The sequence below is a fragment of the Massilia sp. Masssp93 genome (assembly GCF_059491295.1).
On sequence record NZ_CP168502.1, the window covers coordinates 5,433,759 to 5,455,158 of the forward strand.

The following is a 21,400-nucleotide window of genomic DNA, read 5'->3' on the forward strand; positions in this document are numbered from 1 at the left end:
TACGTCTATTCGTTTAGTAATATTAGCTGCCGAGGTTACCGATTCTGTAAGAAGCCTTGGTGAGCAACTTCCGACCATGACGCAAGGCCTGCGGTTCGTGCTAGCTCTGACAGGTAGTAAGGCCGTTCTATATTCGGTACGAATACCGGCGCGTCTTAAGCGGCACGATGATTGCCAGTGCGATATTATGCCGCCGGGAATGTTAAACTGCATGTTGTTGCCACTTCACATATCCGGTTGCTCTGATGTCGGCGGGCTGGCGGCGCGCGTGGGTATACCGTAACGGGCCGTTCGGTCGCGTTAGTCGGGGCAACATAAGCTCGAACACCGATGCATTTGTATGATCAACGCAACCAAACTTTTCGCCGACCTCGTCCTGGGACGGCAGTACAACCGCCTGTTGCGTCTGTACTTTCCACACGACGACGGCCCCTATTCCCAGTTGCTTGTCAACCGTTTGGACGCCACGGAAGGGCTGTCGAGGAATTTCAAGTTCACGGTCGAGCTCCTGTCGGACAACCCCAGTCTGGCACTCAAGGATATGCAGGGCAAGCTGCTCGTGGTCGAACTGGTACGCCGAGACGGAAGCCTGCGCTATTTCTCTGGCTACGTCTTTAGCTTCCGCCGCACGCATGCCGACGGGAGCATCACGCACTACGAGGCCGAGCTCGGCCCGTGGCTGAGGTTCCTCGAGCTACGCAAGGATAATTACCTGTTCCACGGTAAAAACCTGCGCGAACAGGCCGAAAGCATCTTCAGTGATTTTTCCCATCTCCCGCGATGGGAGTGGCGCGTGACGATGCCGGACGCAGCGATGACGGATGCTTGCCAATTCGACGAGACCGATTTCAATTACCTCAGCCGGCGGTGGGAAGCGGCCGGGTTGTGTTACTGGTACGAGCATGCAGTAGACGGCCATACGCTCGTGGTGTCGGACGATTCTACGCGCGCGGCCGAGATCGACGTCAATGCCGAGGTCAGGTTCCACGCGGCGGGCGGCCACGAGGAGGAGGACGGCATCGACCGCTGGTCTCCCGTCAGGCATATTGCGCCGACCAGCGTCGGGGTCACGGCGTTCAATTTCAAGCATCCCTTCCCAGCCGAACTCAACATCCCGACCCTGAACCAGCAGGGGGCCGTGCCGAACATCGACTTTAACGAGTACGCCGGCGCCTATGCTTTTCGCGACCGACAGGAGGGAGATGCGCTCGCGAAGCTGCGGATGGAGGAAATGGAGGCGGCCAGCCGCTATTTCGACGCCGAGGGCAATTGCAGGCACCTGCAGCCCGGACGCTGGTTCCGCCTGACTGATCACTTCAACCACAACGCTGAGGTCTACACCGAACAGGCTGGGCGGGACGATTTCCTCATCCTGGCAATCCATCACAGCGCTACCAACAACTACCTGGAGCGCGAGGACGAAGACGCTGGGTATCGCAACCGCTTCACGTGCATTCGCAAAATGATTCCGTGGCGGCCCGGCCGAAACTTCAACAGCCGGCAGACAAGGATCCTCGCGCCACAAACCGCGACCGTCGTCGGTCCGGAGGGACACAACGGCGTCCATACCGACGAATACGGGCGCGTGCGGGTGCAGTTCCATTGGGATCGTGCCGGTACTCGCGATGAGCGCAGTTCGGCCTGGATTCGCGTCGCCGGGGCCTGGGCTGGCGCCGAACTTGGCGCCGCCGCGATCCCGCGCGTCGGCTCCGAGGTCTTGGTCCAGTGGCTGGACGGGAATCCTGATCGTCCCATTATCACGGGCAGCGTCTACAACGAGCGCAACATGCCGCCGTGGGCGGTGCCGATGCAGCACTCGATCACGGGTTTGCGCAGCCGCGAGCTTGGTCCAGACATCGGCAACGCGGTCGGCGGACGCGGCAACCATCTCGTCCTGGACGACACCAACGCATCGATCCAGGCGCAGCTCAAGAGCGACCACGCGTGCAGCCAGCTTTCGCTCGGCAATATCACACGTATCGAGGACACCAGCGGCCGCAAGGACGCCCGCGGCGAGGGCTGGGAAATCGCGACCGATGCCTGGGGCGTTGCCCGCGCGGGCAAGGGCATGCTGATCACGACCGAAGCGCGCCAGAACGCCGCATCGCACATCAAGGACATGGGCGAGACGGTGCAGCGCCTGGCCGCCGCACAGCATCAACACGACGCGATGGCCGGGATTGCAGAACAGGCCCAGGCGCAAGAGCGCCAGCAGCAAACCGGGGTCGCGGCGGCGCTTAAAACTCAGAACGACGCGATCGCCGGACGCAGCGCGACCAATGAGCGCGGTGGATTCCGCGAACTGGCCGCACCTCACCTCGTCCTGTCCAGCCCGGCTGGCATCGCTGCCACGACCGCGCACTCCACCCATATCGCCAGCGGAGAAAGCATTGCCCTCACCAGCGGCGAGAGCCTGTCGGTGGCCGCAGGCGGCGGGTTCTTCGCCAGCATCCGCGAGACGTTCCGCCTGTTCGTACAGAAGGCCGGTATGAAGTTAGTCGCCGCAGCAGGCGATATCGACGTGCACGCGCTGGCGGACAGCATCAACCTGTTGAGCAAGCTGAACATCACGCAGACCGCGAACCGGATCACGATCACGGCCAAGGAAGAAGTCGTCATCAACGGCGGCGGCAGCTACGCGGTCTTCGGGCCGAACGGAATTGAACACGGCACGGCGGGCAAGTTCGTCACGCACGCGGCGATGCACATCGCCGACGGCCCGAACCGGCGGCCGCCTGTGCTTCCTGATCTGCCGATCGTACAGGTCCCCGCAGCCTACAGCCAACAGCTTTGCGTCGGCACGATGCTCCACACCGATCCAGAATTGAAGGGGGCGAGCTATGAGGTCTGGACCAAGGGCGACCATCCCGAACTGCTTGCTCAAGGCACCCTCGACGACATCGGCCGTTCCATCACGGTCTACACGAAGGAGCCGACCGACATCGAGATCATTTTCGGAGAGAACGAATGGTTCGATGCGGTCGACCTAGGTCCTGGGTCGTCAGCCGACGACATTGAGAACATCGAAGGTTACGCATGAATTGGCGCGATTTTTTCTCCGGCCTGTTTTCCGGCCACCACGCGGATGCGGGCCAGTCCACTAAGGCGGCGCTCCGGCCGGGCACCGTCATGATCTGCTTCGTGAACCGCTACCTGGAGGCGCTCGACGGGGTCAAGTACAAGATCCAGTTCGATGGCCATGAACTCGCGGGCGTGACCACGGCCACTAGCTATTGTTTCGAAGTCCAGCCCACGACGCTCAATCCGATCAAGGTCTCGGTCTGGTCGCGCAAGTCCAAGAGGTTCAAGGCCCTCGACGATGTCGTCCCCGTGCTCGGCCAGTGCAAGCTCGTTCGCAAGGTGCTCGCGACCGCGAAGGTGACCGGGCGGACCGAAAAGCACCCGGACACGAAGCCGGCCGATGTCCCGGCGCCGACCCTTCCGCCACCGCCTCCACCTGGTCCGTCGCCCGCTGACGGCCAGGGCGTGCTACCGAAGCCCGTTCGCAACGAGAAGGATGAGCCCCAAACCCAAGCGTCGCGACCGGTGCCGGGCGAGGTCACGGTGACGCAATTGCGGAAGATTTTCACGGACTCGAAGCGCGCCACCGACGCGTACCTGCAAAGCATTGCGAACGAGGTGAACGCTGACCTGGCAACCTTCAAGCTCGACACGCCGTTGCGGCGGGCGCACTTTTTCTCGCAGGTGAAGGGTGAAACCGGCAACAGCATGCAACCTGTACGGGAGAGTTGGGAATACTCGCCAGAGGCGCTGCTGAGCTTCAGCGAGTACTATCGGGCGCACCCGAAAGAGGCTGAGCAGGATGGTTACCTCAAGGACCCGAAAAATTCCAAGAAGTTCATCCGGCATGCCGACCAGAACGCCATCGGCAGAAAGCATTTCCTGCGTCTCAACAACAATCGTCTCGACCATCCCGACGACGGCTCCAATTTTCGCGGACGCGGGCTCTTGCAAATTACTGGCTATGAAAAGTATTCATTATTCCCCGCGGAATATTCGCGCTATTGGTCCGGGCCGGTGCCCAACTGCGTCGACGATCCCGACTTGATTGTCAAGTATCCTTACTCGATTCGTTCGGCGATCTGGTTCTGGATGAAATACAAGGTGTACGAAGTGGCGGACAAAGGCGCCACGCACCAGGTCGTCGCAAAAGTCACCCAGCGGGTCAACGGCGGCAACAACGGCCTGAAGGAACGTCGGGAAGCGTTCGACGTCGCCTATCCCGCTTTTAAGTGAAAACGAAATGAACAACATGAAAAAACTGTTTGCATCTCTGGCGGTGGCCAGTGCCTGCTTGAGCATAGTGCCCGCTGACGCGGCAACCCCATCGTCGAAAATAGAGAGCGTGACACTGAGCGCCGTGCGCAAGCCGCCAACACGCTACGAGGGGACCCTGTCCAACAAGCGCATCCTGATGGTGCTGTCACAGGAGGGAACGACCGTTGAGGGGGCCTACGCCTACATGAAGCAGGGTGCGCACGACGCGCCCCGCTGGATCGACCTGAGCGGTACAGCGAATGCCGCGGGCGGCGTCACGCTGGTCGAGAAGTTCAAGGATAAAGTGACCGGCCAGTTCGACGGCAAAATCGCCGGCAACATCTTTTCGGGAACATGGCGTTCGCCGGACGGCAAGAGCCTGGAATTCACGGCGACCGCCGTCGGGGCGGCGGACAACCTCAGGATCGTGGCCCGCGTCGCGAGCACGGACGGCGACACGAAGTTGAAGGGGCTCGACATCTATCGCGACCAGAAGCTGACGCAATCGATCCCGGCCGACGCAAACATCTTCACATCGCTCTCGAATCTCCATTACGACAATCGCGACCTGAATTTCGACGGTTATCCCGATCTCGCGGTACCGGTCGAGAACGGCGAACAGCTCTACTGGCTGTACGACCAGGCACAACACCGTTACGTGGACGCGCCGGCGTCGCTGCGCGACATTAACGTCACGCACACGCGGTACAGCACCGATGAGATCTACGAGGAGTACAGCGGCGGATCCAAGTACAAGGGTATGAACGTCTACAAATATACAGACGGCAAATACTGCCTGATCGAGGAAAACATGGTGTCCGGCGACCCCGAGAAGGCCAAGATCAGCAAGAAAAAATATCCGGTCTCGCAATGCAAGGCCAAGGAAGACTGATGGCGCGCGAGATAGCAATGCGCTCCAGTCGACATCATTCCGCCATCGGCAGAACCCCATGACGAACGCGGGCTTCGTACGCGTCGGCGACAAGACCGAGTGCGGCGGCACCGTGCTCGAAGGCGATGCCACCTGCGTCAGCCACGGGCGCGCTTACGCATTTCAAGGTGCGCGCGTCTCCTGCCGCAAACGCTGCGTGATCGCCGAGGGCAACATGCGCCACATCCTCCCGAACGGGCAGCCGCGCGTCGTGCAAGGCATGAAGACGAGCGGTGGATGCGTCTGCGAATCCACGCTGAACGGCACCGATGGTATTGGCAGCGGTGCGTGAGCGGATCGGCCCGGCCGACGTGCGCAAAGCGCAGGCCGCCGGGTATCTCGTCGTCTTCCCCGGGCCATCTCTCACGGAGAAACGACAGTGAACTAACATCGTCGACGAGGGTCAAAGTGATCAGCGGGATTCCGCATTCGAAAACCGCACCCATACCCTAACCGGCTTTGTATCCATGCGTGTACCCATGCCGCAGATGAGCCTGTCAAAAAACCCCAGCAGCCACGCGGCGTCCAGCAGACTCATCGATTCCGGCCGGATGCATCACCACGCAGCACCAACGATCAAAACCCGCGGCTCTCATGGAGGACGCGGGTTTTTTGTTGTGCTGCGCCGTGCTTGGTCACGGCTTCGGTATGGGGCAATCTGCGCAGCGATCCGCGGTTGCAGCGCAACCGCAAACGGTCTTGAAGGCCTGGCACCGGCAACGGCGGCGAGTGGCAAAGGCGCCGTGATGTCATCCACGAGTCAAACCGGGCCCTGCGTAGAATCCGGGAGCCGTTCCCTTCCAACGGGTGCCCCCGAACCGGATCAAGCCGATTTCCGGCGTCGTGCGGCAGCCAGAGCCGCGAGGCTGAGGCCAATCAGCGCGAGCGAGCCAGGTTCAGGCACCGCGTTGTCACGGATGGCGGCCGTGTCCGAGACGCGCACAAAATTATTATTCACCAGATAGGCATACTGGGTGCCAGGATTGGCTGCAACGTTGAGACCGTTCAGTGAGAATACGTAGCCGGTCGACGAAGCCGTCACGATGTCGCCAGTGGCAACGAGACCGATGGCCGAACCGAAGGCGTCGTGAATCGTCACGAGCAGATCGTTGTGATGCACGTCGTGATAGTCGGCGTAGGCGCCGGTGCAAGTGTTGCCAGTCAATGTTTGCGAGGGGCCGCCGTTTACGTTTGCCAGCACCGATCCGCTCACGTAGTTGCCACAGCTACCCGAATTGGACCCAAAGAAATCTTTAAATACGACGGCGGCGACTTCCCCGCCGCTGGTCACGTTGAAGGACACCGGATCAAATTTCGCCTCGTATTGGTTGCCACCGAGCGAGGTGAGCGTCGGGGTGGCGTGGGCGAGCCCAGCAAACGAAATCAAAGTTGCACCGGCAATCCTGGTCCAAAAGCTGCTCATCTTTAATCCCTAGTCAAGTATTGTTATAAACAGACGGAATTTTTCTGAGCAATAATTATTCCATATCATCTATCTAATTGATTACATTCAACTTGTATGGAATTTTCTTGCGCCGGCAGGGGACATACGAACTGGATGTGTAAATGTTTCCGACACCATGCGCATCGGGATCGGCTTGCCCTGGTTGCGCACGGCGACGATGGCGCGCTCGTGTTTCCGAGGCCGTCATGTCGATCGGCACGGCCAGCCTAGTGCGCCGGCAATCCCCAATCGTCATACTTGTGCACGATCGCACGCGTCGTACCGTCGCGCTCCATGGCTTCCAGCGCCCCGTTCATGCGCGCCACCAGGGCATCGGGCACAGCGCGATTGCAGGCCAGGTAGACGCGGATGCGGTTGAACACGAACACCGGCACCACCTTGCCGGCATAACCCATGCGGTCCACCGTCAGGCTGTCGCGGCGGATGCTGGCGGCCCACAGGTCGATGCGGCCCATCATGAGTTTGCGGGGGTTGATCGAATCGATGGGCGCGGGGTCGACGTTGAACCCGTGTGCGCGCAGGAACTGGTCGCGCGCGTCGCCGTTGTAGGTGCCGACGCGGTAGGCGCGCGCGTCGTCCAGGCTGTGCAGGTCATAGTGGCGGTCGGCGCGGCCCATCATGACCCACTCGGCCTCGCCGATCGGGCCGACCCACTTGAAATGCGGTTCGCGCTCGGGCGTGCGGGTGGTCGAGTAGACGCAGGCGTCGCCGCGTTCCAGCGCAGCCGTGTAGGCGCGCTTCCACGGCAGCAGGTCGATCGAATAGCCGATGCCGGAGCGGGCCATGATCTCGCGCACCATGTCGGTACCGATCCCGGTCACGCGGTCGCCGTCGCGCATGCTGTACGGTGCCGAGGTCTCGGTGGTCAGGTACAGCCGCGGTGCCGGCTCCGCCCAGGCCAATGTGCAGGCCAGCGCCAGCAGTGCGGCAAGAACTGTCGTTTTCATACGTCGCACCCTATGCGGACGTCCCGGCGGACGACCCGTTTAACTAGCATAGCAGCAACATCACAAATGCGGCAACGCGTGACAACTCAGCAACATTGTCCGTCTTCCGGTGGCGTCCATGCGACAACTTTCGTGTTCATCCGGCATTTGATGCTGACAGGAAAGACTTTCAGTTCTGAAAATGCCATACTGACGAGTAACAACCAAATTCGTCATTCTCTCGAAAAATCACACGCCATGCTGTCCGTGTTCACGCTCCCTTCCGATCCGTCGCTGCTCAGCTACGGCATGTACACGCCCAAGCTGGTCGCCTTGTCCGTGCTCGTCGCGATCTTCGCCTCCTGGATGGGCCTGCAGATCGCGGGCCAGGCCGCCGCCAACCGCGGGCAGCGCTGGGTCGTCCTCGGCACCGGCAGCCTGGCGCTCGGCGCCGGCGTGTGGGCGATGCACTTCATCGGCATGCTGGCCTTCGACCTGTGCACGGACGTCGACTACGACCCGACCGCCACCATCCTGTCCAGCCTGCCGAGCATCGGCGCCTCGTTCGTGGCGCTGGCGGTCATCGCGCGCAAGCGCCTGAGCGGCTGGGGGCTGCTGGCCGGCGGCGTGCTGGTCGGCGCCGGCATCGGCGTCATGCACTACGCCGGCATGGCCGGCATGCGCATGGGTCTCGAATTGCGCTACGACCCGTTCATGTTCGGGATGTCGATCGTCGTCGCGGTGGTGCTGGCCACGCTGGCGCTGTGGGTGCGCTTCGGCCTGTCCAGCCTGTCGCACCGGCTGAGCGAACAACGGCGCCTGCTGCTCGCCGCCATCGTGATGGGCTGCGCCATCGCGGGCATGCACTACACCGGCATGGAGGCGGCGCGCTTCGTCGGCCACGTCTCGACGCTGACGCCGCACAGGGCCAGCAACGACACCTTCCTGGCACTGGCGATCACGCTGATCGTCGTCGCCTTCACCGTCTTCGTGCTGGCCGCCAATGCCCTGCTGCGCTATCGCCAGGTGTTCCGCGAACTGTCGCGCAGCGAAGCATGGATGCGCGCCCTGCTCACCACCACCGTCGACGGCGTGATCACGGTCGACCGCCAGGGCACCATCCGCGAGTTCAACGCCTCGGCCGAGCGCATCTTCGGCTGGAGCCGCGAGGAAATCGTCGGCCAGAACATCCGCCTCGTGATCGGCAACGAGGCCGCGTCCGAGGAAGTCGGCCTGCTGCGCTCGCTGCAGACGGGAGAAATCAGCACCAGCGCGCGCGGCGCCGACGTGACCGGCCGCCGCAAGGACGGCACCATCGTGCCGATCCGGCGCGCCCTCGGCCATGCGCGCCTCGACCAGCAGGACCTGTTCGTCTGCTTCATCACCGACATCAGCGAGCGGCGCAAGATGGAGCAGGCGCTGCGCGCCAGCGAGCAGCAGTTCCGTTCGCTGATCGGCAACATCCCCGGCATTTCCTACCGCAGCAGCCTGATCGAGGGCGAGCCGCCGATGCTGTTCATCAGCGACGCCGTCGAGCGCGTCACCGGCTATCCGGGCCGCGACTTCCTGGGCGCGGCGCCGCGCCGCACCTTCGCGCCGCTGATCCACGCGGCCGACCGCGTGCGCGTGTCGGAGACGATCGCCACCGCGCTGCGCGAGGACCGCCCCTACCTCGTCGAATACCGCCTGCTGCACGCGGACGGCAGCAGCCGCTGGATGTGGGAAAACGGCACCGGCGTGCGCAATGAGGACGGCGAACTGTGCTGGCTGGACGGCGTCATCCTCGACATCACGGAACGGCGCCAGATGGAAGACGCGCTGCGCGAAGCCAAGGAAAACGCCGAACAGGCGGCGGCGGCGCGCGCCAGCTTCGTCGCCAACATGAGCCACGAGATCCGCACGCCGATGAATTCCATCCTCGGCTTCACCGACGTGCTGCTGGACGGCGAACTGAACACCGACCAGCGCCGCCACCTGGACACGATCCGCAGCTCGGGCCGCGCCCTGCTGCGCCTGCTCAACGAGATCCTCGACACGGCCAAGCTGGAAAAAGGCGCGGTGGAGCTGGAGCAGAACGACTACAACCTGCTGTCGCTGATCGACGAACTGTCGTCGACGCTGGCGGCGAACGCGCGCGCCAAGGGCCTGCACGTCGACATCCAATACGATCCGGCGCTGCCGACTTGCCTGCGCGGCGACGAGCTGCGCGTGCGCCAGGTGCTCACCAACCTGCTCGACAACGCGATCAAGTTCACGGAAAAAGGCAGCGTCACCCTGCGCGCCGAGTTCAAGGACGAACAGCTGCACTTCATGGTGAGCGACACCGGCATCGGCATCCCGCCGGCGCGCCTCGCCGCCATCTTCGAACCGTTCACCCAGGCCGACGCCTCGATGACGCGCCGCTTCGGCGGCACGGGCCTCGGCACCACGATCAGCAAGCAGCTGGTCGAGCTGATGGGCGGACACATCTGGGCCGAAAGCGAGCTGGGCCAGGGCACGACGTTCCACGTGGTGCTGCCGCTGGTGCTGGCGCGCTTCGCCCCGCAGCAGCCGCGCGTGCGCACCGCCGCCGCCCTGCCGCCGCTGCGCGTGCTGGTGGCCGACGACGTGCCGCAGAACCTGGAACTGCTGCAACTGCTGCTGGCGCGCCGCGGCCACACGATGACGGCTGTTGGCGACGGCGCCGCCGTCGTCGACATGGCGGCCCGCGAGCGCTTCGACGTGATCCTGATGGACTTCCAGATGCCGACCATCGACGGTCTCTCGGCCACGCGCCTGATCCGCCGCCAGGCCGAAGAAGCCGGCAGCCCGCGCGTGCCGATCATCGCCATGACCGCCAGCGTCCTGGCCGAGCACCGCCGCGCCAGCGCCGAGGCCGGCATGGACGGCTTCGCCAGCAAGCCCGTCGACTGGTTCGCGCTGTCGCATGAAATCGCGCGCGTGCTGGGCCTCGGCCCGGGCAAGCAGGCGGACGACCTGCCGGCGCAGGAACGCCAGACGCACAACCGCCACGTCGGCCTGCGCCGCTGGAGCGGCAAGGAAGACGCCTACCTCGAAGCACTGGCCCACTTCGCCGCCCAGCACGCCGACCTCGGCGCGACGCTCGCGGCCCACGCCACGGCCGCCGACTACCGCGCGCTGCGCATGCAGGCGCACAAGGTCCGCGGCATCGCCGCCAACCTCGGCCTGGAACTGCTGGCCGACGCGCTGGCCAATCTGGAAGGCCTCGTCGACAGCGACAGCGGCAAGCTGTATCCCGGCGCCGAGACTGCGCTGGACGCGGCGCTGGACGGCCTGGGCAGCCTGCTCGAGGCATCGCTGGATGCGATCCGCGCGGCGCAGCCCGTGCCGGCCGGCGCGTTGTCCGCCACGGCGAAACACCAGGCCGCGCGTCCGGTGGCCGACATGGACCGCGCGCGCCGCGCCGGCAACGTCCTGCGCGACGCGCTCAAGCGCGGCGGCCTGGACGACGCCGCGCTGGCCGGCCTGGCCGCCGCCGCCAGCGGGCATCCGCTGGCCGCGCGCGTGGCCCAGGTGCACGCCGCCATTTCCGATTTCGAGTTCGACCTCGCCCTGCAACAACTTGACGCCATGCTGGCCGCCATCGACGAACCGGCACAGGAGATTATCGAATGACCACCGTCAACCAGCCGCTGATCCTCGCGGTCGACGACGAAGCCAGCAACCTGCAGCTGCTGCGCCAGATCCTGCAAGACCACTACCGCCTGCGCTTCGCCAAGGACGGCCCGCGCGCGCTCGAGCTGGCGCGCGAGGAGCTGCCCGACCTGATCCTGCTCGACGTGATGATGCCCGGCATGAGCGGCTATGAAGTGTGCGCCGCCCTCAAGGCCGACCCGGCGCTGGCCGCCGTCCCGGTCATTTTCGTCACCGCGCTGAACGACACGGACGACGAGCTGGAAGGCTTCGAGGCCGGCGCCGTCGATTACATCACCAAGCCCGTCAGCCCGCCGATCGTGCGCGCGCGCGTGCGCACCCACCTGTCGCTCGTGCGCATGGAAGAATTGCGCGCGTCGCGCCTTGAAATCGTCCAGCGCCTCGGCCTGGCCGCCGAATACAAGGACAACGAGACCGGCCTGCACGTCATCCGCATGAGCCATTTTGCGCGCATCCTCGGCCTGGCCGCCGGCATGACGGAAGCGGAAGCGGACGACCTGCTGCACGCCGCGCCCATGCACGACGTCGGCAAGATCGGCATCCCCGACCGCGTGCTGCTGAAACCCGGACCGCTCGATCCGGACGAATGGAAGATCATGCAGGCGCACGCGCAGATCGGCGCCGAGATCATCGGCCGGCACGAACACGGCGTGCTGGCGCTGGCGCGCAACATCGCCCTCACCCACCATGAGAAATGGGACGGCACCGGCTACCCGAACGGCCTGGCCGGCGATGCGATCCCGCTCGAGGGCCGCATCTGCGCCGTCGCCGACGTGTTCGACGCCCTGACGTCGATCCGGCCCTACAAGAAAGCGTGGACGGAAGAAGAAGCGCTCGACTTCCTCGTCAAGCAGAAGGGCCGGCATTTCGATCCGGTGCTGGTCGACCTGTTCCTCGCGCAGATGCCGGCCATCCGTGCGATCCGTACGCGCTGGGCGGAGGAAAATGTGGCGCCGACGCCGGCGCCGGCACCCGTACCGATACCCGTGGCGGCCTGATTTGTTCGCATGCGATGGTGGGCACGGGGTGCCCACGTTACGGCCTTGGTTTATTCGCGTGCTGGCGGGCACGGGGTGCCCACCCTACGGCCCTGATTTATTCGCGTGCGGTGACGGATACGGGAATGTCCGCCCGACGGCCTTGAATTATTCGCGTGTGGTGGCGGGTACGGGATGCCCACCCGACGGCCGCGTCAATCGTAGGGTGGGCACCCTGTGCCCACGCGGACGTGCGCGACGTGTTGACGTTACCCGAGCCGGGGCGCCGCAGTGAATTGCACTTCCGCCTTGCGCGCCACCAGTTCCTGGTACAGGCGTGCGTAGTTGTCGGCCATCTGCGCCGACGTGAACAGCTGCCAGTACCGCGCCTCGGCCCGCTGCCCCATCTCCTGCGCCATCTGCGGATCGTTCCACAGCCTTTGCATGGCCGCGCGCAAGGCGTCGTGGTCGGACGGCGGCACGACGAGGCCCGTCTCGCCGTGCACGTTGATGTAGGTGGTGCCCGTGCCGATCTCGCTGGAGATCATCGGCTTGCCGTACATCGCGCCTTCCAGCAGCGAGATGCCGAACGCTTCCGAACGCAGGTGCGACGGGAAGGCGACCGCGTAGCACAGCTTGAGCAGCGCGGCCTTGTCGACGTCGTCCACGGCGCCCACGAACTGCACGCGCGTGAGGCCCAGGCGTGCGGCGTGCGCCTTGAGTTCCGCCTCGATCGGCCCCGCGCCGACGATCACGACCGGGTAGTCGGTGCCGGCCACGGCGTCGAGCAGGATGTGCAGGCCCTTGTAGTAGCGCAGCACGCCCACGAACAGGAAGAATTTCGGACCGACCCGCGCGCGCCAGTGGTCCAGGTGCGCCTGGTCCGGTTCCGGATAGCTGGTCTTGTCGAGGCCGAAAGTGATCACGCGCGTCTTGTCGCGGTAGCCGTCGAGCACGGCCGACGATGCGAGATAGTTCGGCGACGTGGCGACGATCGTGTCGACGCTTTTCAGGAAACGGTGTTTCAGCGGCTGGTACAGCTTCAGTAGCGCTTTCTGGCGCACGATGTCGGAGTGGTACGTCACGACGGTCGGCTTGTCGATGCGCGCCAAAAAGTGCGCCACGTCCATGAACGGCCACGGGAAGTGGTAATGCACGACGTCGGCCTCCGCCGCCATGCGCGCCAGCTTGCCGATCGCCTGCACCGACACCGCATTCGACGCCACTTCGAAATTCAGGGGCACGCGGTGCACCGTATGGCCTTCGTAGTCGAAGGGTTCCAGGCGGCGGTCGCGCGACAGCGACAGCACCTGATTCGTGATGCCCAAGCGCCCTGTCCCCACGCACATCTGACGGATGACCTGTTCGACCCCGCCTACCGAATCCGGGTAATAGGTCTTGTAGAAGTGGAGGACACGCATGGGTTTTGACATGTATACGGTCGGTTCGTCAGAGGAGGGAGCGGTAGACGGCGGCCGTCAGCCGTGCCGTCGCGTTCCAGGTCAGCTGGAGGGCGCGTGCCCGTCCGGCCGTGATGCAGCGCGACCGCACGGCGGATTCGCGCGCCAGCGTGAGCATGGCGTCGGCGATCGCGCCCGTGTCGAGCGGATCGACCTCCAGTGCCGCGCCGGCCGTCACTTCCGGCAGCGACGTCGTGTTCGACGCGACGACCGGCACGCCGGACGCGAACGCTTCCACCACCGGGATGCCGAAGCCCTCGTACAGCGAGGCGAACACGAACACGCCCGCGCCCGCGTACACGTGGCGCAGCTCGGTATTGTCGGTGAGGTGGTTCAGCCACACGACGTCGGCGCCGTCCTGCACGGCGGCGGCGATGCGGCGCAGCACGTCTTCCGAGCGCGCGCCGGCACTGCCCACGATGACGAGCTGGCGCTCCGCGCGCACGGCGGCCGGCAGCGACAGATAGGCGTCCAGCAGGCGTTCGACGTTCTTGCGCGGCTGCAGCGTGCCCACGAACAGGAAATACCCGGGCCGCAAGCCGTTGACCCGCAACGTCGTCGCCACGGCGTCCGCCGGCGGCGGGTTCAGCCATTCGTCGTCCACGCCGCAGGGCACGACGGTGATGCGGCGCTCGTCGATGCCGAAGCAGTCGACCAGTTCGTCGATGGCGAAGTGCGACAGCGCGATCACGTGGTCGGCCTTTTGCGCGGCCTTGCGCTGCAGCCAGTTCTTCAGCCCGCGCATGCGCGGGTTGCACCATTCGGGATGCTTGACCGGCAACGCATCGTGCAGGCTCGCCACGACCGGGCAGTCCATGCGCACGACGCGGTAGTCCGTCACGTGGAACACGTCGACCGGCATGTGCACCCGGTGCGCGCCGGGCGTCACCAGGTCGACGAAGGATGCCCGCTCGAACGTGTGGGGCAGCGCCGCGCCGGCCGTGACGGGGCCGGCACTGCGCAGGCGCGGCCAGGAATACGGCGCCATCGCGCAACCGGCGCGCGGCAGGTGGCGCAGCAGCGCCTGCGTATAGACGCCGATGCCGTCCAGGTGCCCGCCCGTGAAGGCCGGCTCGATCATGGTCGTGCCGATGCCGATGCGCAGGTCGGGCTGCGCCGCCGCGTCGTTCGCCGCAGTGGCGGCGCCCGGCACGGTCCGGATGCGGTCCTGCAGCCCGGTCGCACCGTCCGGTCGTCGTTTGGGGAGGCCCAGTTCGATCATGGTCGCATCCAGGGCGGTCGGCACCGTGCTCACGCCCGGTACATCCAGCGCAGCGTCTCGACCAGCGGGGTGGGCTCGATGGCGCCGATCGCACCCGCCAGCTTGGCGTTGCTGCCGGACAGCGTGAGCACCTCGTTGGCGCGCACGAAGGCCGGGTTGACGTGTACTTCGATGCGGTAGCCGGCGATGTCGCTCATCATGTCGACCAGGCTTTCGAGCGAATGCGAGCGGCCGGAGCAGACGTTGAAGACTTCCCCGGCGGGCGCCGCCGCGAGCAGGCGGCGGTAGCTTGCGACGACCGTGCGCACGTCGGAAAAGTCGCGCGCGACGCCCAGGTTGCCCAGTTCGATGCGGCGCGCGCCCTTGCGGAAGTGCGACACGATCTTGGGCAGCAGGAAGTTCTCGGTCTGGCCGACGCCCGTGTAGTTGAACGGACGCGCGATCACGATCGGCAGCTTGTCCATCCACAGGCGCGCCATGTATTCCATCGCGAGCTTGCTCACGGCGTAGTCGTTGGCCGGCGCGGGCGCCACGAATTCGTCGATCACGGGCACGTCGGCATTGCCGTAGATGTTGGCCGACGAGGCGAGCAGCACGCTGGACGGCTTGTGCGAACCGTTCGCCAGCGCTTCCAGCAGGTTGCGGGTGCCGACCACGTTGACGCGGTACATCTGCTCGGCGTCGTTGTGGGCCACGAACGCGATGGCGGCCAGGTGGGCGACCACGTCCGGCCGCACCTGCTCGATCACGGCGGCCAGCGCGGCGCGGTCGTTCAGGTCGACGGTGAAGATGTCCGGTCCGGTCTCGTCGCCCGGCAGCACCGTGCCGTAGACGTGATAGCCCGCCGCGGTCAGCTCGCGCGCCATGTAGTAGCCGGTGAAGCCGCGCAGGCCGGTGATCAGGGCGCGCTTGCCCTCGCCTTCGCGCGGTTCGCTCAGCGGCCCCATCATACGGACGAGATCTTCCGTGACCATGCGGTTCATGTCAGAACGAGAATCCGGTTTCGTTGCGACGCAGGTCGGCGTCGACCATCATCTGGCACAGCTGTTCGAGCGACGTCCCGGCCTTCCAGCCCAGTTCGCGCTGCGCCTTGGACGGGTCGCCGATCAGCAGCTCGACCTCGGCCGGACGGTAGAACTTGGGCGACACGCGCACCAGCAGCTTGCCGGTACGGGCGCAATGCCCCGTTTCCTGCTCGCCCGCGCCCTTCCATTCGATGTCCAGATTGGCGCCGCGGAAGGCCATGGTGACGAAGTCGCGCACGGTTTCGGTGCGGTTGGTGGCCAGCACGAAGGTGTCCGGCTCGTCGGCCTGCAGGATGCGCCACATGCCTTCCACGTATTCGCGCGCATAGCCCCAGTCGCGCTTGGCGTCGAGGTTGCCCAGCTCCAGGACGTCGAGCTTGTTCAGGACGATCTTGGCGACGGAGTCCGTGATCTTGCGCGTGACGAACTCGCGGCCGCGCAGCGGCGATTCGTGGTTGAACAGGATGCCGGAGCTGCCGAAGATGCCATAGGACTCGCGGTAGTTCACGGTCATCCAGTGGGCGTACAGCTTGGCCACGCCATACGGGCTGCGCGGATAGAACGGGGTCGACTCGACCTGGGGCACGGCCTGCACCTTGCCGAACATCTCGGACGTCGACGCCTGGTAGAAGCGCGCCTTCGGATGCACGATGCGGATCGCTTCGAGCAGGTTGACGGCGCCGATGCCGGTGATCGACGCGGTGGTCACGGGCTGCTCGAACGAGACGCCGACGAAGCTCTGCGCGGCCAGGTTGTACACCTCGTCGGGACGCGAGGATTCGATCAGGCGGATGCTCGAGGAGAGGTCGGTGAGATCGTATTCGACGAGGGACAGGTTGGGATGCTGCTCGATACCGAGTTCGGCGATGCGCCAGAAGTTAACCGAGCTGGACCGGCGGAAGGTGCCGGTCACGTGGTAGCCCTTTTCCAGGAGTAGTTGCGCCAGATAGGCGCCATCCTGCCCGGTAATACCGGTGATCAGGGCCTTTTTTGTTGTTTGCATGTTCTTGGTGATCCAGTGGTGGTCCGTGACGGCCGCCGCGGCAGCCGAGGCGGGACGGCATGCGGGATGTCAGCCGCATGTGGCGCGGACCGGTAAATTTCCGACAACCTCGCATTGTATCAGAGTGGTGCTTGTATCATTACGCAAGAGAAATCGTGCAAAATATACAATAAGTACTCGTCTATTATCGCCTGAAACCGTATCAGGACGTCGCGTGATTACGCATTGTTACGAGTCCCTCAAGCTTTATTACATATTCACGAATTGTCGGGAACTTCTACATTTGAATGACAAAAGGGCCGCGAACGGCCCTTTTGTCAGATTTTGTCGCCGGTGGCGAATCTACAACACCAGACTGTGTCAGCGCTCCGACACGGCGTCGACGACACAAAGTGCCGTCATGTTGACGATGCGGCGCACGGTCGCCGACGGGGTCAGGATGTGCACCGGACGCGCGCAGCCCAGCAGCACCGGGCCCACGGCGACGCCGCTGCCGGCCGCCGTCTTGAGCACGTTGTAGGCGATGTTCGCGGCTTCGATGTTCGGCATGACGAGCAGGTTGGCGTCGCCCTTGAGCGTCGATTGCGGCATGATCTTGGCGCGCAGTTTCGAGTCCAGCGCCGTATCGCCGTGCATCTCGCCGTCGACTTCCAGGTTCGGGGCCTTCTGCTGCACCAGCGCCAGCGCGGCGCGCATCTTTTTCGCCGACGCGCTGTTCGAGGTGCCGAAGTTGGAATGCGACAGCAGCGCCACGCGCGGGGTGACGCCCAGGCGCTCCAGTTCCTCGGACGCCATGATCGTGATCTCGGCCAGTTCTTCCGCGGTCGGGTTCTCGTTCACGTGGGTGTCGACCATCGCGATCTGGCGTTCCTGGGTGATGATGAAGTTCAGCGCCGCATACACATTGCTGCCGGCACGCTTGCCCAGCACCTGGTCGATGTACTGCAGGTGGACTTCGGTCGTGCCGTAGGTGCCGCAGATCATGCCGTCGGCGTCGCCCTTGTGGATCATCATCGCGCCGATCAGCGTGTGGCGGCGGCGCATCGCCAGGCGGGCGAGGTCTTCCGTGACGCCCTTGCGCATCACCATCTGGTGGTAGGTCTGCCAGTAGTCGCGGTAGCGCTCGTCGAAGTCCGGGTTGATGACGTCGAAGTGCTCGCCCTGCTTCAGGCGCAGGCCGAATTTCTCGATGCGCTTTTCGAGCACGGCCGGACGGCCGACGAGGATCGGACGGGCCAGCTTCTCGTCGACGACGGCCTGCACGGCGCGCAGCACGCGCTCTTCCTCGCCCTCGGCGAAGACGATGCGCTTGCGCTCGGCCGGCGCGCTCTTGGCGATCTGGAACAGCGGCTTCATGAAGCTGCCGCTGCGGTAGACGAATTGCTGCAGGCTCTCGGCGTAGGCGGCCAGGTCGGCGATCGGACGGGTGGCGACGCCGCCGTCCATCGCGGCCTTGGCCACGGCCGGCGCGATGTGCGTCAGCAGGCGCGGGTCGAACGGCATCGGGATCAGGTATTCCGGACCGAACGACAGGTTCGAGATGCCGTAGGCCGATGCCACGATGTCCGACTGCTCGGCGTGGGCGAGGTCGGCGATGGCGTGCACGACGGCGATTTCCATCTCGCGCGTGATCGTCGTCGCGCCGCAGTCCAGCGCGCCGCGGAACATGTACGGGAAGCACAGCACGTTGTTGACCTGGTTCGGGTAGTCCGAACGGCCGGTGGCGATGATCACGTCGCCGCGGACGGCCTTCGCGTCTTCCGGCAGGATTTCCGGGTTCGGGTTGGCGAGCGCCAGGATCAGCGGGTTCGGCGCCATCTTCGCGACCATCTCCGGCTTGAGCACGCCGCCGGCGGACAGGCCCAGGAAGATGTCGGCGTCGGGGATGATCTCGGCCAGCGAGCGGTGCGGCGTGTCCTGGGCGAAGCGTTCCTTGTCCGGGTCCATCAGCTCGGCGCGGCCTTTGTAGACGACGCCGGCGAGGTCGGTCACATAGATATTCTCGATCGGGAAGCCGAGGTCGACGGCCAGGTCGAGGCAGGCCAGCGCCGCCGCGCCCGCGCCGGACACGACCATCTTGCACTTCTTGAGATCCTTGCCGACGACCTTCAGGCCGTTCAGGATGGCGGCGCCGACGATGATCGCGGTGCCGTGCTGGTCGTCGTGGAAGACGGGGATCTTCATGCGCTCGCGCAGCTTGCGCTCGATGTAGAAGCACTCGGGCGCCTTGATGTCCTCGAGGTTCACGCCGCCGAACGTCGGTTCCAGCGCCGCGATCACTTCGATCAGCTTGTCGGGATCGTTCTCGTTGATCTCGATGTCGAACACGTCGATGCCGGCGAACTTCTTGAACAGCACGCCCTTGCCTTCCATGACCGGCTTGCTGGCCAGCGGGCCGATATTGCCCAGGCCGAGCACCGCGGTACCGTTCGAGATCACGGCGACGAGGTTGCCGCGCGCCGTATATTTATAGGCGGTGGCGGGGTCCTTGACGATTTCTTCGCAGGGCGCGGCGACGCCCGGCGAGTACGCCAGGGCCAGGTCGCGCTGGTTCAAGACGGATTTGGTCGGGGTGACGGCGATCTTGCCGGGAGTGGGAAACTGGTGGTACTCGAGCGCGGCAGCCCGCAGTTGTTGACGTAATTCTTCTTTTTTATCGATTGACGAATCCATGCTCTGCTGCCTTTTTGAACTGACGGGGGGTCTCCGATTTTAGCAGAGTGTCACGGCCCCCCGTCTACGTATTTCTTGGTATCGACAGCAGCAACCGGGGCCGGGTAGCATGGCAACCCGGCCCGTCGCCCGTGTCAGGCGGGCGCTTTCGGGAAGTCCAGCGCCGTGTCGTTGATGCGGTTGACCAGGTTCGTGAACGTGATGCTGGAGATCGCGAAAATCGTGTCCACCACCTGCGCATCCGTGTAGCCGGCCGCCTTGACGGCGTCGACGACCGGTGCCGGCACGGTGCCGCGGCTGCCCGTCACCTCCCGCACGAACGTGGAGAGCGCATCCAGCCTGGCATCGCCGCCCGGCGTGCCGCGGCGGGCGGCCAGGATCGCATCCGCCGACAAGCCGGCCGCCTTGCCGGCCAGCGTGTGCGCCGCCAGGCAGTAATCGCAGGCGCTCACTTCGCTCACGGCCAGCTTGATCACTTCGATTTCCCGTTTCGACAGGCTCGTGTCGGCCAGCTTCGCATCGAAGTTCAGCAGCGCTTCGAGCGCCACCGGGCTGTTGCTGCCGACGGCATCGTAGGCGTTCGGGACCTTGCCCAGCTTGGCCTTGACGGCGGCAAACAGCTCGGCGGTGCGGCCGGTGGCGTTGGAACCCAGTGCGTTAAGACGGCTCATGATGCTTCCTTTCTCGTTCGTGGATGAAATGCCGTTTGGCATGGAAAGAAGTCTACGCGTCGAGGCCGGCACGATGAATGCCAGGATGCTGCGATAATTTGCCCATTCGTCTCATTCAAACACGCACATGGACACCCTGAGCCGCCTGCTTTCCCTGTACACGATCCGCACCTCGCTCGACATCCGCTGCGAGCTGGCCGCGCCCTGGGTGCTGGACGAACCGGCCGCGACGCCGGGCGTGGCGCCGTTCCACGTGGTCGTCGAAGGCGGCGCGCGCGTCGACGTGTCCGGCCACGACAGCCTCGACCTCTCCCCGGGCGACGTCGTCGTCTTCCCCGGCGGCAGCGCGCATCGCCTGCACGCCGGCGCGGCCGCCGACGCCGCCCCGGTCCGGCCGCTCGCCGGCGACGGCCCGCTGCAACGCCACGGCAACGGCGGCGACGGCCCCGGCACCGCCATCCTGTGCGGCAGCTTCGTGTTCGAGGGCGCCGCGCGCGCAGCCCTCGTGCGCGCCCTGCCCGAGGTGATGGTCGTGCGCGCCAGCCGCGCCGACGACTTTCCCGGCCTGCACGCGCTGGTCCGGCTGCTGCAGCACGAGACGGCCTCCGTGCGGCCGGGCGCGGACGTCGTCGTCGCCCAGCTGTCCGGCGCCCTGTTCGCACTGCTGCTGCGCGCCTGGCTGGCAGGCACGCGCCACGACGCGCCCGGCCTGTTCGCCGTGCTGGCCGACCGGCGCCTGGGCAATGCGCTGCACCGGATGCTGGAATCGCCCGAGCGGGCGTGGACAGTGCAAGACCTGGCCGCGGCGTGCCACATGTCGCGCGCGACGTTTGCGCGCCTGTTCGCGCGCCTGTGCGGCATGCCGCCGGCCGACATGCTGACCCGGCTGCGCATGGCGCGCGCCGCGCGTGCCCTGCTGCAGGGCGAAGGCGCCGTGGGCGACGTGGCGCTGGCCGTCGGCTATCAATCGGAAGCCGCGTTCAACCGCGTGTTCAAGCGCCACTACGGGGTCGGACCCGGCACCTGGCGGCGCACGGCGCGGGCGGCGGCGGCGGCGCCGGTTGCCGCCTGACGGGTGTCCCGGATTAGAATCG

Annotated in this window: 15 protein-coding genes; 7 read left to right on the forward strand and 8 right to left on the reverse strand. The window is 65.2% G+C overall.

Annotated elements, in window-relative coordinates:
- Nucleotides 1-340: 340 nt before the first annotated feature.
- From ACEN9Q_RS22580 to ACEN9Q_RS22595, 4 genes are read left to right on the forward strand one after another with little or no spacing between them, the layout of a single operon-like run.
- Complete coding sequence (locus ACEN9Q_RS22580; RefSeq protein WP_495626105.1) at nucleotides 341-3,040, forward strand: type VI secretion system Vgr family protein; 2,700 nt, start codon at nucleotides 341-343, stop codon at nucleotides 3,038-3,040.
- Nucleotides 3,037-4,257 (forward strand): glycoside hydrolase family 19 protein, encoded by a 1,221-nt coding sequence (locus tag ACEN9Q_RS22585; RefSeq protein WP_495626106.1) that lies wholly within the window; start codon nucleotides 3,037-3,039, stop codon nucleotides 4,255-4,257. The genes ACEN9Q_RS22580 and ACEN9Q_RS22585 overlap by 4 nt, the downstream gene beginning before the upstream one ends.
- Nucleotides 4,258-4,264: 7 nt before the next feature.
- Complete coding sequence (locus tag ACEN9Q_RS22590; RefSeq protein WP_495626107.1) at nucleotides 4,265-5,170, forward strand: XAC2610-related protein; 906 nt, start codon at nucleotides 4,265-4,267, stop codon at nucleotides 5,168-5,170.
- A gap of 58 nt (nucleotides 5,171-5,228) precedes the next feature.
- The gene (locus ACEN9Q_RS22595; RefSeq protein ID WP_495626108.1) at nucleotides 5,229-5,501 is read left to right on the forward strand and encodes a PAAR domain-containing protein; all 273 of its coding nucleotides are present in this window, start codon (nucleotides 5,229-5,231) and stop codon (nucleotides 5,499-5,501) included.
- A gap of 531 nt (nucleotides 5,502-6,032) precedes the next feature.
- Here the strand turns inward: ACEN9Q_RS22595 and ACEN9Q_RS22600 are convergent.
- Both ACEN9Q_RS22600 and ACEN9Q_RS22605 read right to left on the reverse strand, forming a co-directional pair.
- The gene (locus ACEN9Q_RS22600; RefSeq protein ID WP_495626109.1) at nucleotides 6,033-6,632 is read right to left on the reverse strand and encodes a PEP-CTERM sorting domain-containing protein; all 600 of its coding nucleotides are present in this window, start codon (nucleotides 6,630-6,632) and stop codon (nucleotides 6,033-6,035) included.
- 248 nt (nucleotides 6,633-6,880) lie between these two features.
- On the reverse strand, nucleotides 6,881-7,621 hold the full coding sequence (locus ACEN9Q_RS22605; RefSeq protein ID WP_495626110.1) for a substrate-binding periplasmic protein: 741 nt from the start codon (nucleotides 7,619-7,621) through the stop codon (nucleotides 6,881-6,883).
- 237 nt (nucleotides 7,622-7,858) lie between these two features.
- Between ACEN9Q_RS22605 and ACEN9Q_RS22610 the strand changes: the two genes are divergently transcribed.
- Together ACEN9Q_RS22610 and ACEN9Q_RS22615 are read left to right on the forward strand one after the other, a co-directional pair.
- A complete protein-coding gene (locus ACEN9Q_RS22610; RefSeq protein ID WP_495626111.1) occupies nucleotides 7,859-11,236 on the forward strand; it encodes an MHYT domain-containing protein in 3,378 nt (1,125 codons plus the stop codon).
- Complete coding sequence (locus tag ACEN9Q_RS22615) at nucleotides 11,233-12,273, forward strand: response regulator (protein ID WP_495626112.1); 1,041 nt, start codon at nucleotides 11,233-11,235, stop codon at nucleotides 12,271-12,273. Before ACEN9Q_RS22610 ends, ACEN9Q_RS22615 begins: the two co-directional genes overlap by 4 nt.
- A 248-nt stretch (nucleotides 12,274-12,521) precedes the next feature.
- On the opposite strand, the gene ACEN9Q_RS22620 is transcribed toward ACEN9Q_RS22615, so the two are convergent.
- From ACEN9Q_RS22620 to ACEN9Q_RS22645, 6 genes are all read right to left on the reverse strand, one after another.
- On the reverse strand, nucleotides 12,522-13,673 hold the full coding sequence (locus ACEN9Q_RS22620) for a glycosyltransferase family 4 protein (RefSeq protein WP_056449928.1): 1,152 nt from the start codon (nucleotides 13,671-13,673) through the stop codon (nucleotides 12,522-12,524).
- Between the two features lie 28 nt (nucleotides 13,674-13,701).
- A complete protein-coding gene (locus ACEN9Q_RS22625) occupies nucleotides 13,702-14,967 on the reverse strand; it encodes a glycosyltransferase family 4 protein (RefSeq protein WP_495626113.1) in 1,266 nt (421 codons plus the stop codon).
- Nucleotides 14,964-15,917 carry a GDP-mannose 4,6-dehydratase gene (locus ACEN9Q_RS22630; RefSeq protein ID WP_082548370.1) on the reverse strand — a complete coding sequence of 318 codons (954 nt, stop codon included), beginning with the start codon at nucleotides 15,915-15,917 and terminating at the stop codon, nucleotides 14,964-14,966. The genes ACEN9Q_RS22625 and ACEN9Q_RS22630 overlap by 4 nt, the downstream gene beginning before the upstream one ends.
- Nucleotide 15,918: 1 nt before the next feature.
- Nucleotides 15,919-16,962 carry a GDP-mannose 4,6-dehydratase gene (gene gmd / locus ACEN9Q_RS22635; protein WP_056449926.1) on the reverse strand — a complete coding sequence of 348 codons (1,044 nt, stop codon included), beginning with the start codon at nucleotides 16,960-16,962 and terminating at the stop codon, nucleotides 15,919-15,921.
- A gap of 360 nt (nucleotides 16,963-17,322) precedes the next feature.
- Nucleotides 17,323-19,635: an NADP-dependent malic enzyme gene (locus ACEN9Q_RS22640; RefSeq protein WP_056449924.1), complete on the reverse strand. Its 2,313-nt coding sequence runs from the start codon at nucleotides 19,633-19,635 to the stop codon at nucleotides 17,323-17,325.
- Nucleotides 19,636-19,769: 134 nt separating this feature from the next.
- Nucleotides 19,770-20,306 (reverse strand): carboxymuconolactone decarboxylase family protein, encoded by a 537-nt coding sequence (locus ACEN9Q_RS22645; RefSeq protein ID WP_056449922.1) that lies wholly within the window; start codon nucleotides 20,304-20,306, stop codon nucleotides 19,770-19,772.
- Between the two features lie 127 nt (nucleotides 20,307-20,433).
- Here ACEN9Q_RS22645 and ACEN9Q_RS22650 point away from each other — a divergent pair, with 127 nt between their 5' ends.
- A complete protein-coding gene (locus ACEN9Q_RS22650) occupies nucleotides 20,434-21,378 on the forward strand; it encodes an AraC family transcriptional regulator (RefSeq protein WP_495626114.1) in 945 nt (314 codons plus the stop codon).
- Nucleotides 21,379-21,400: the final 22 nt, after the last annotated feature.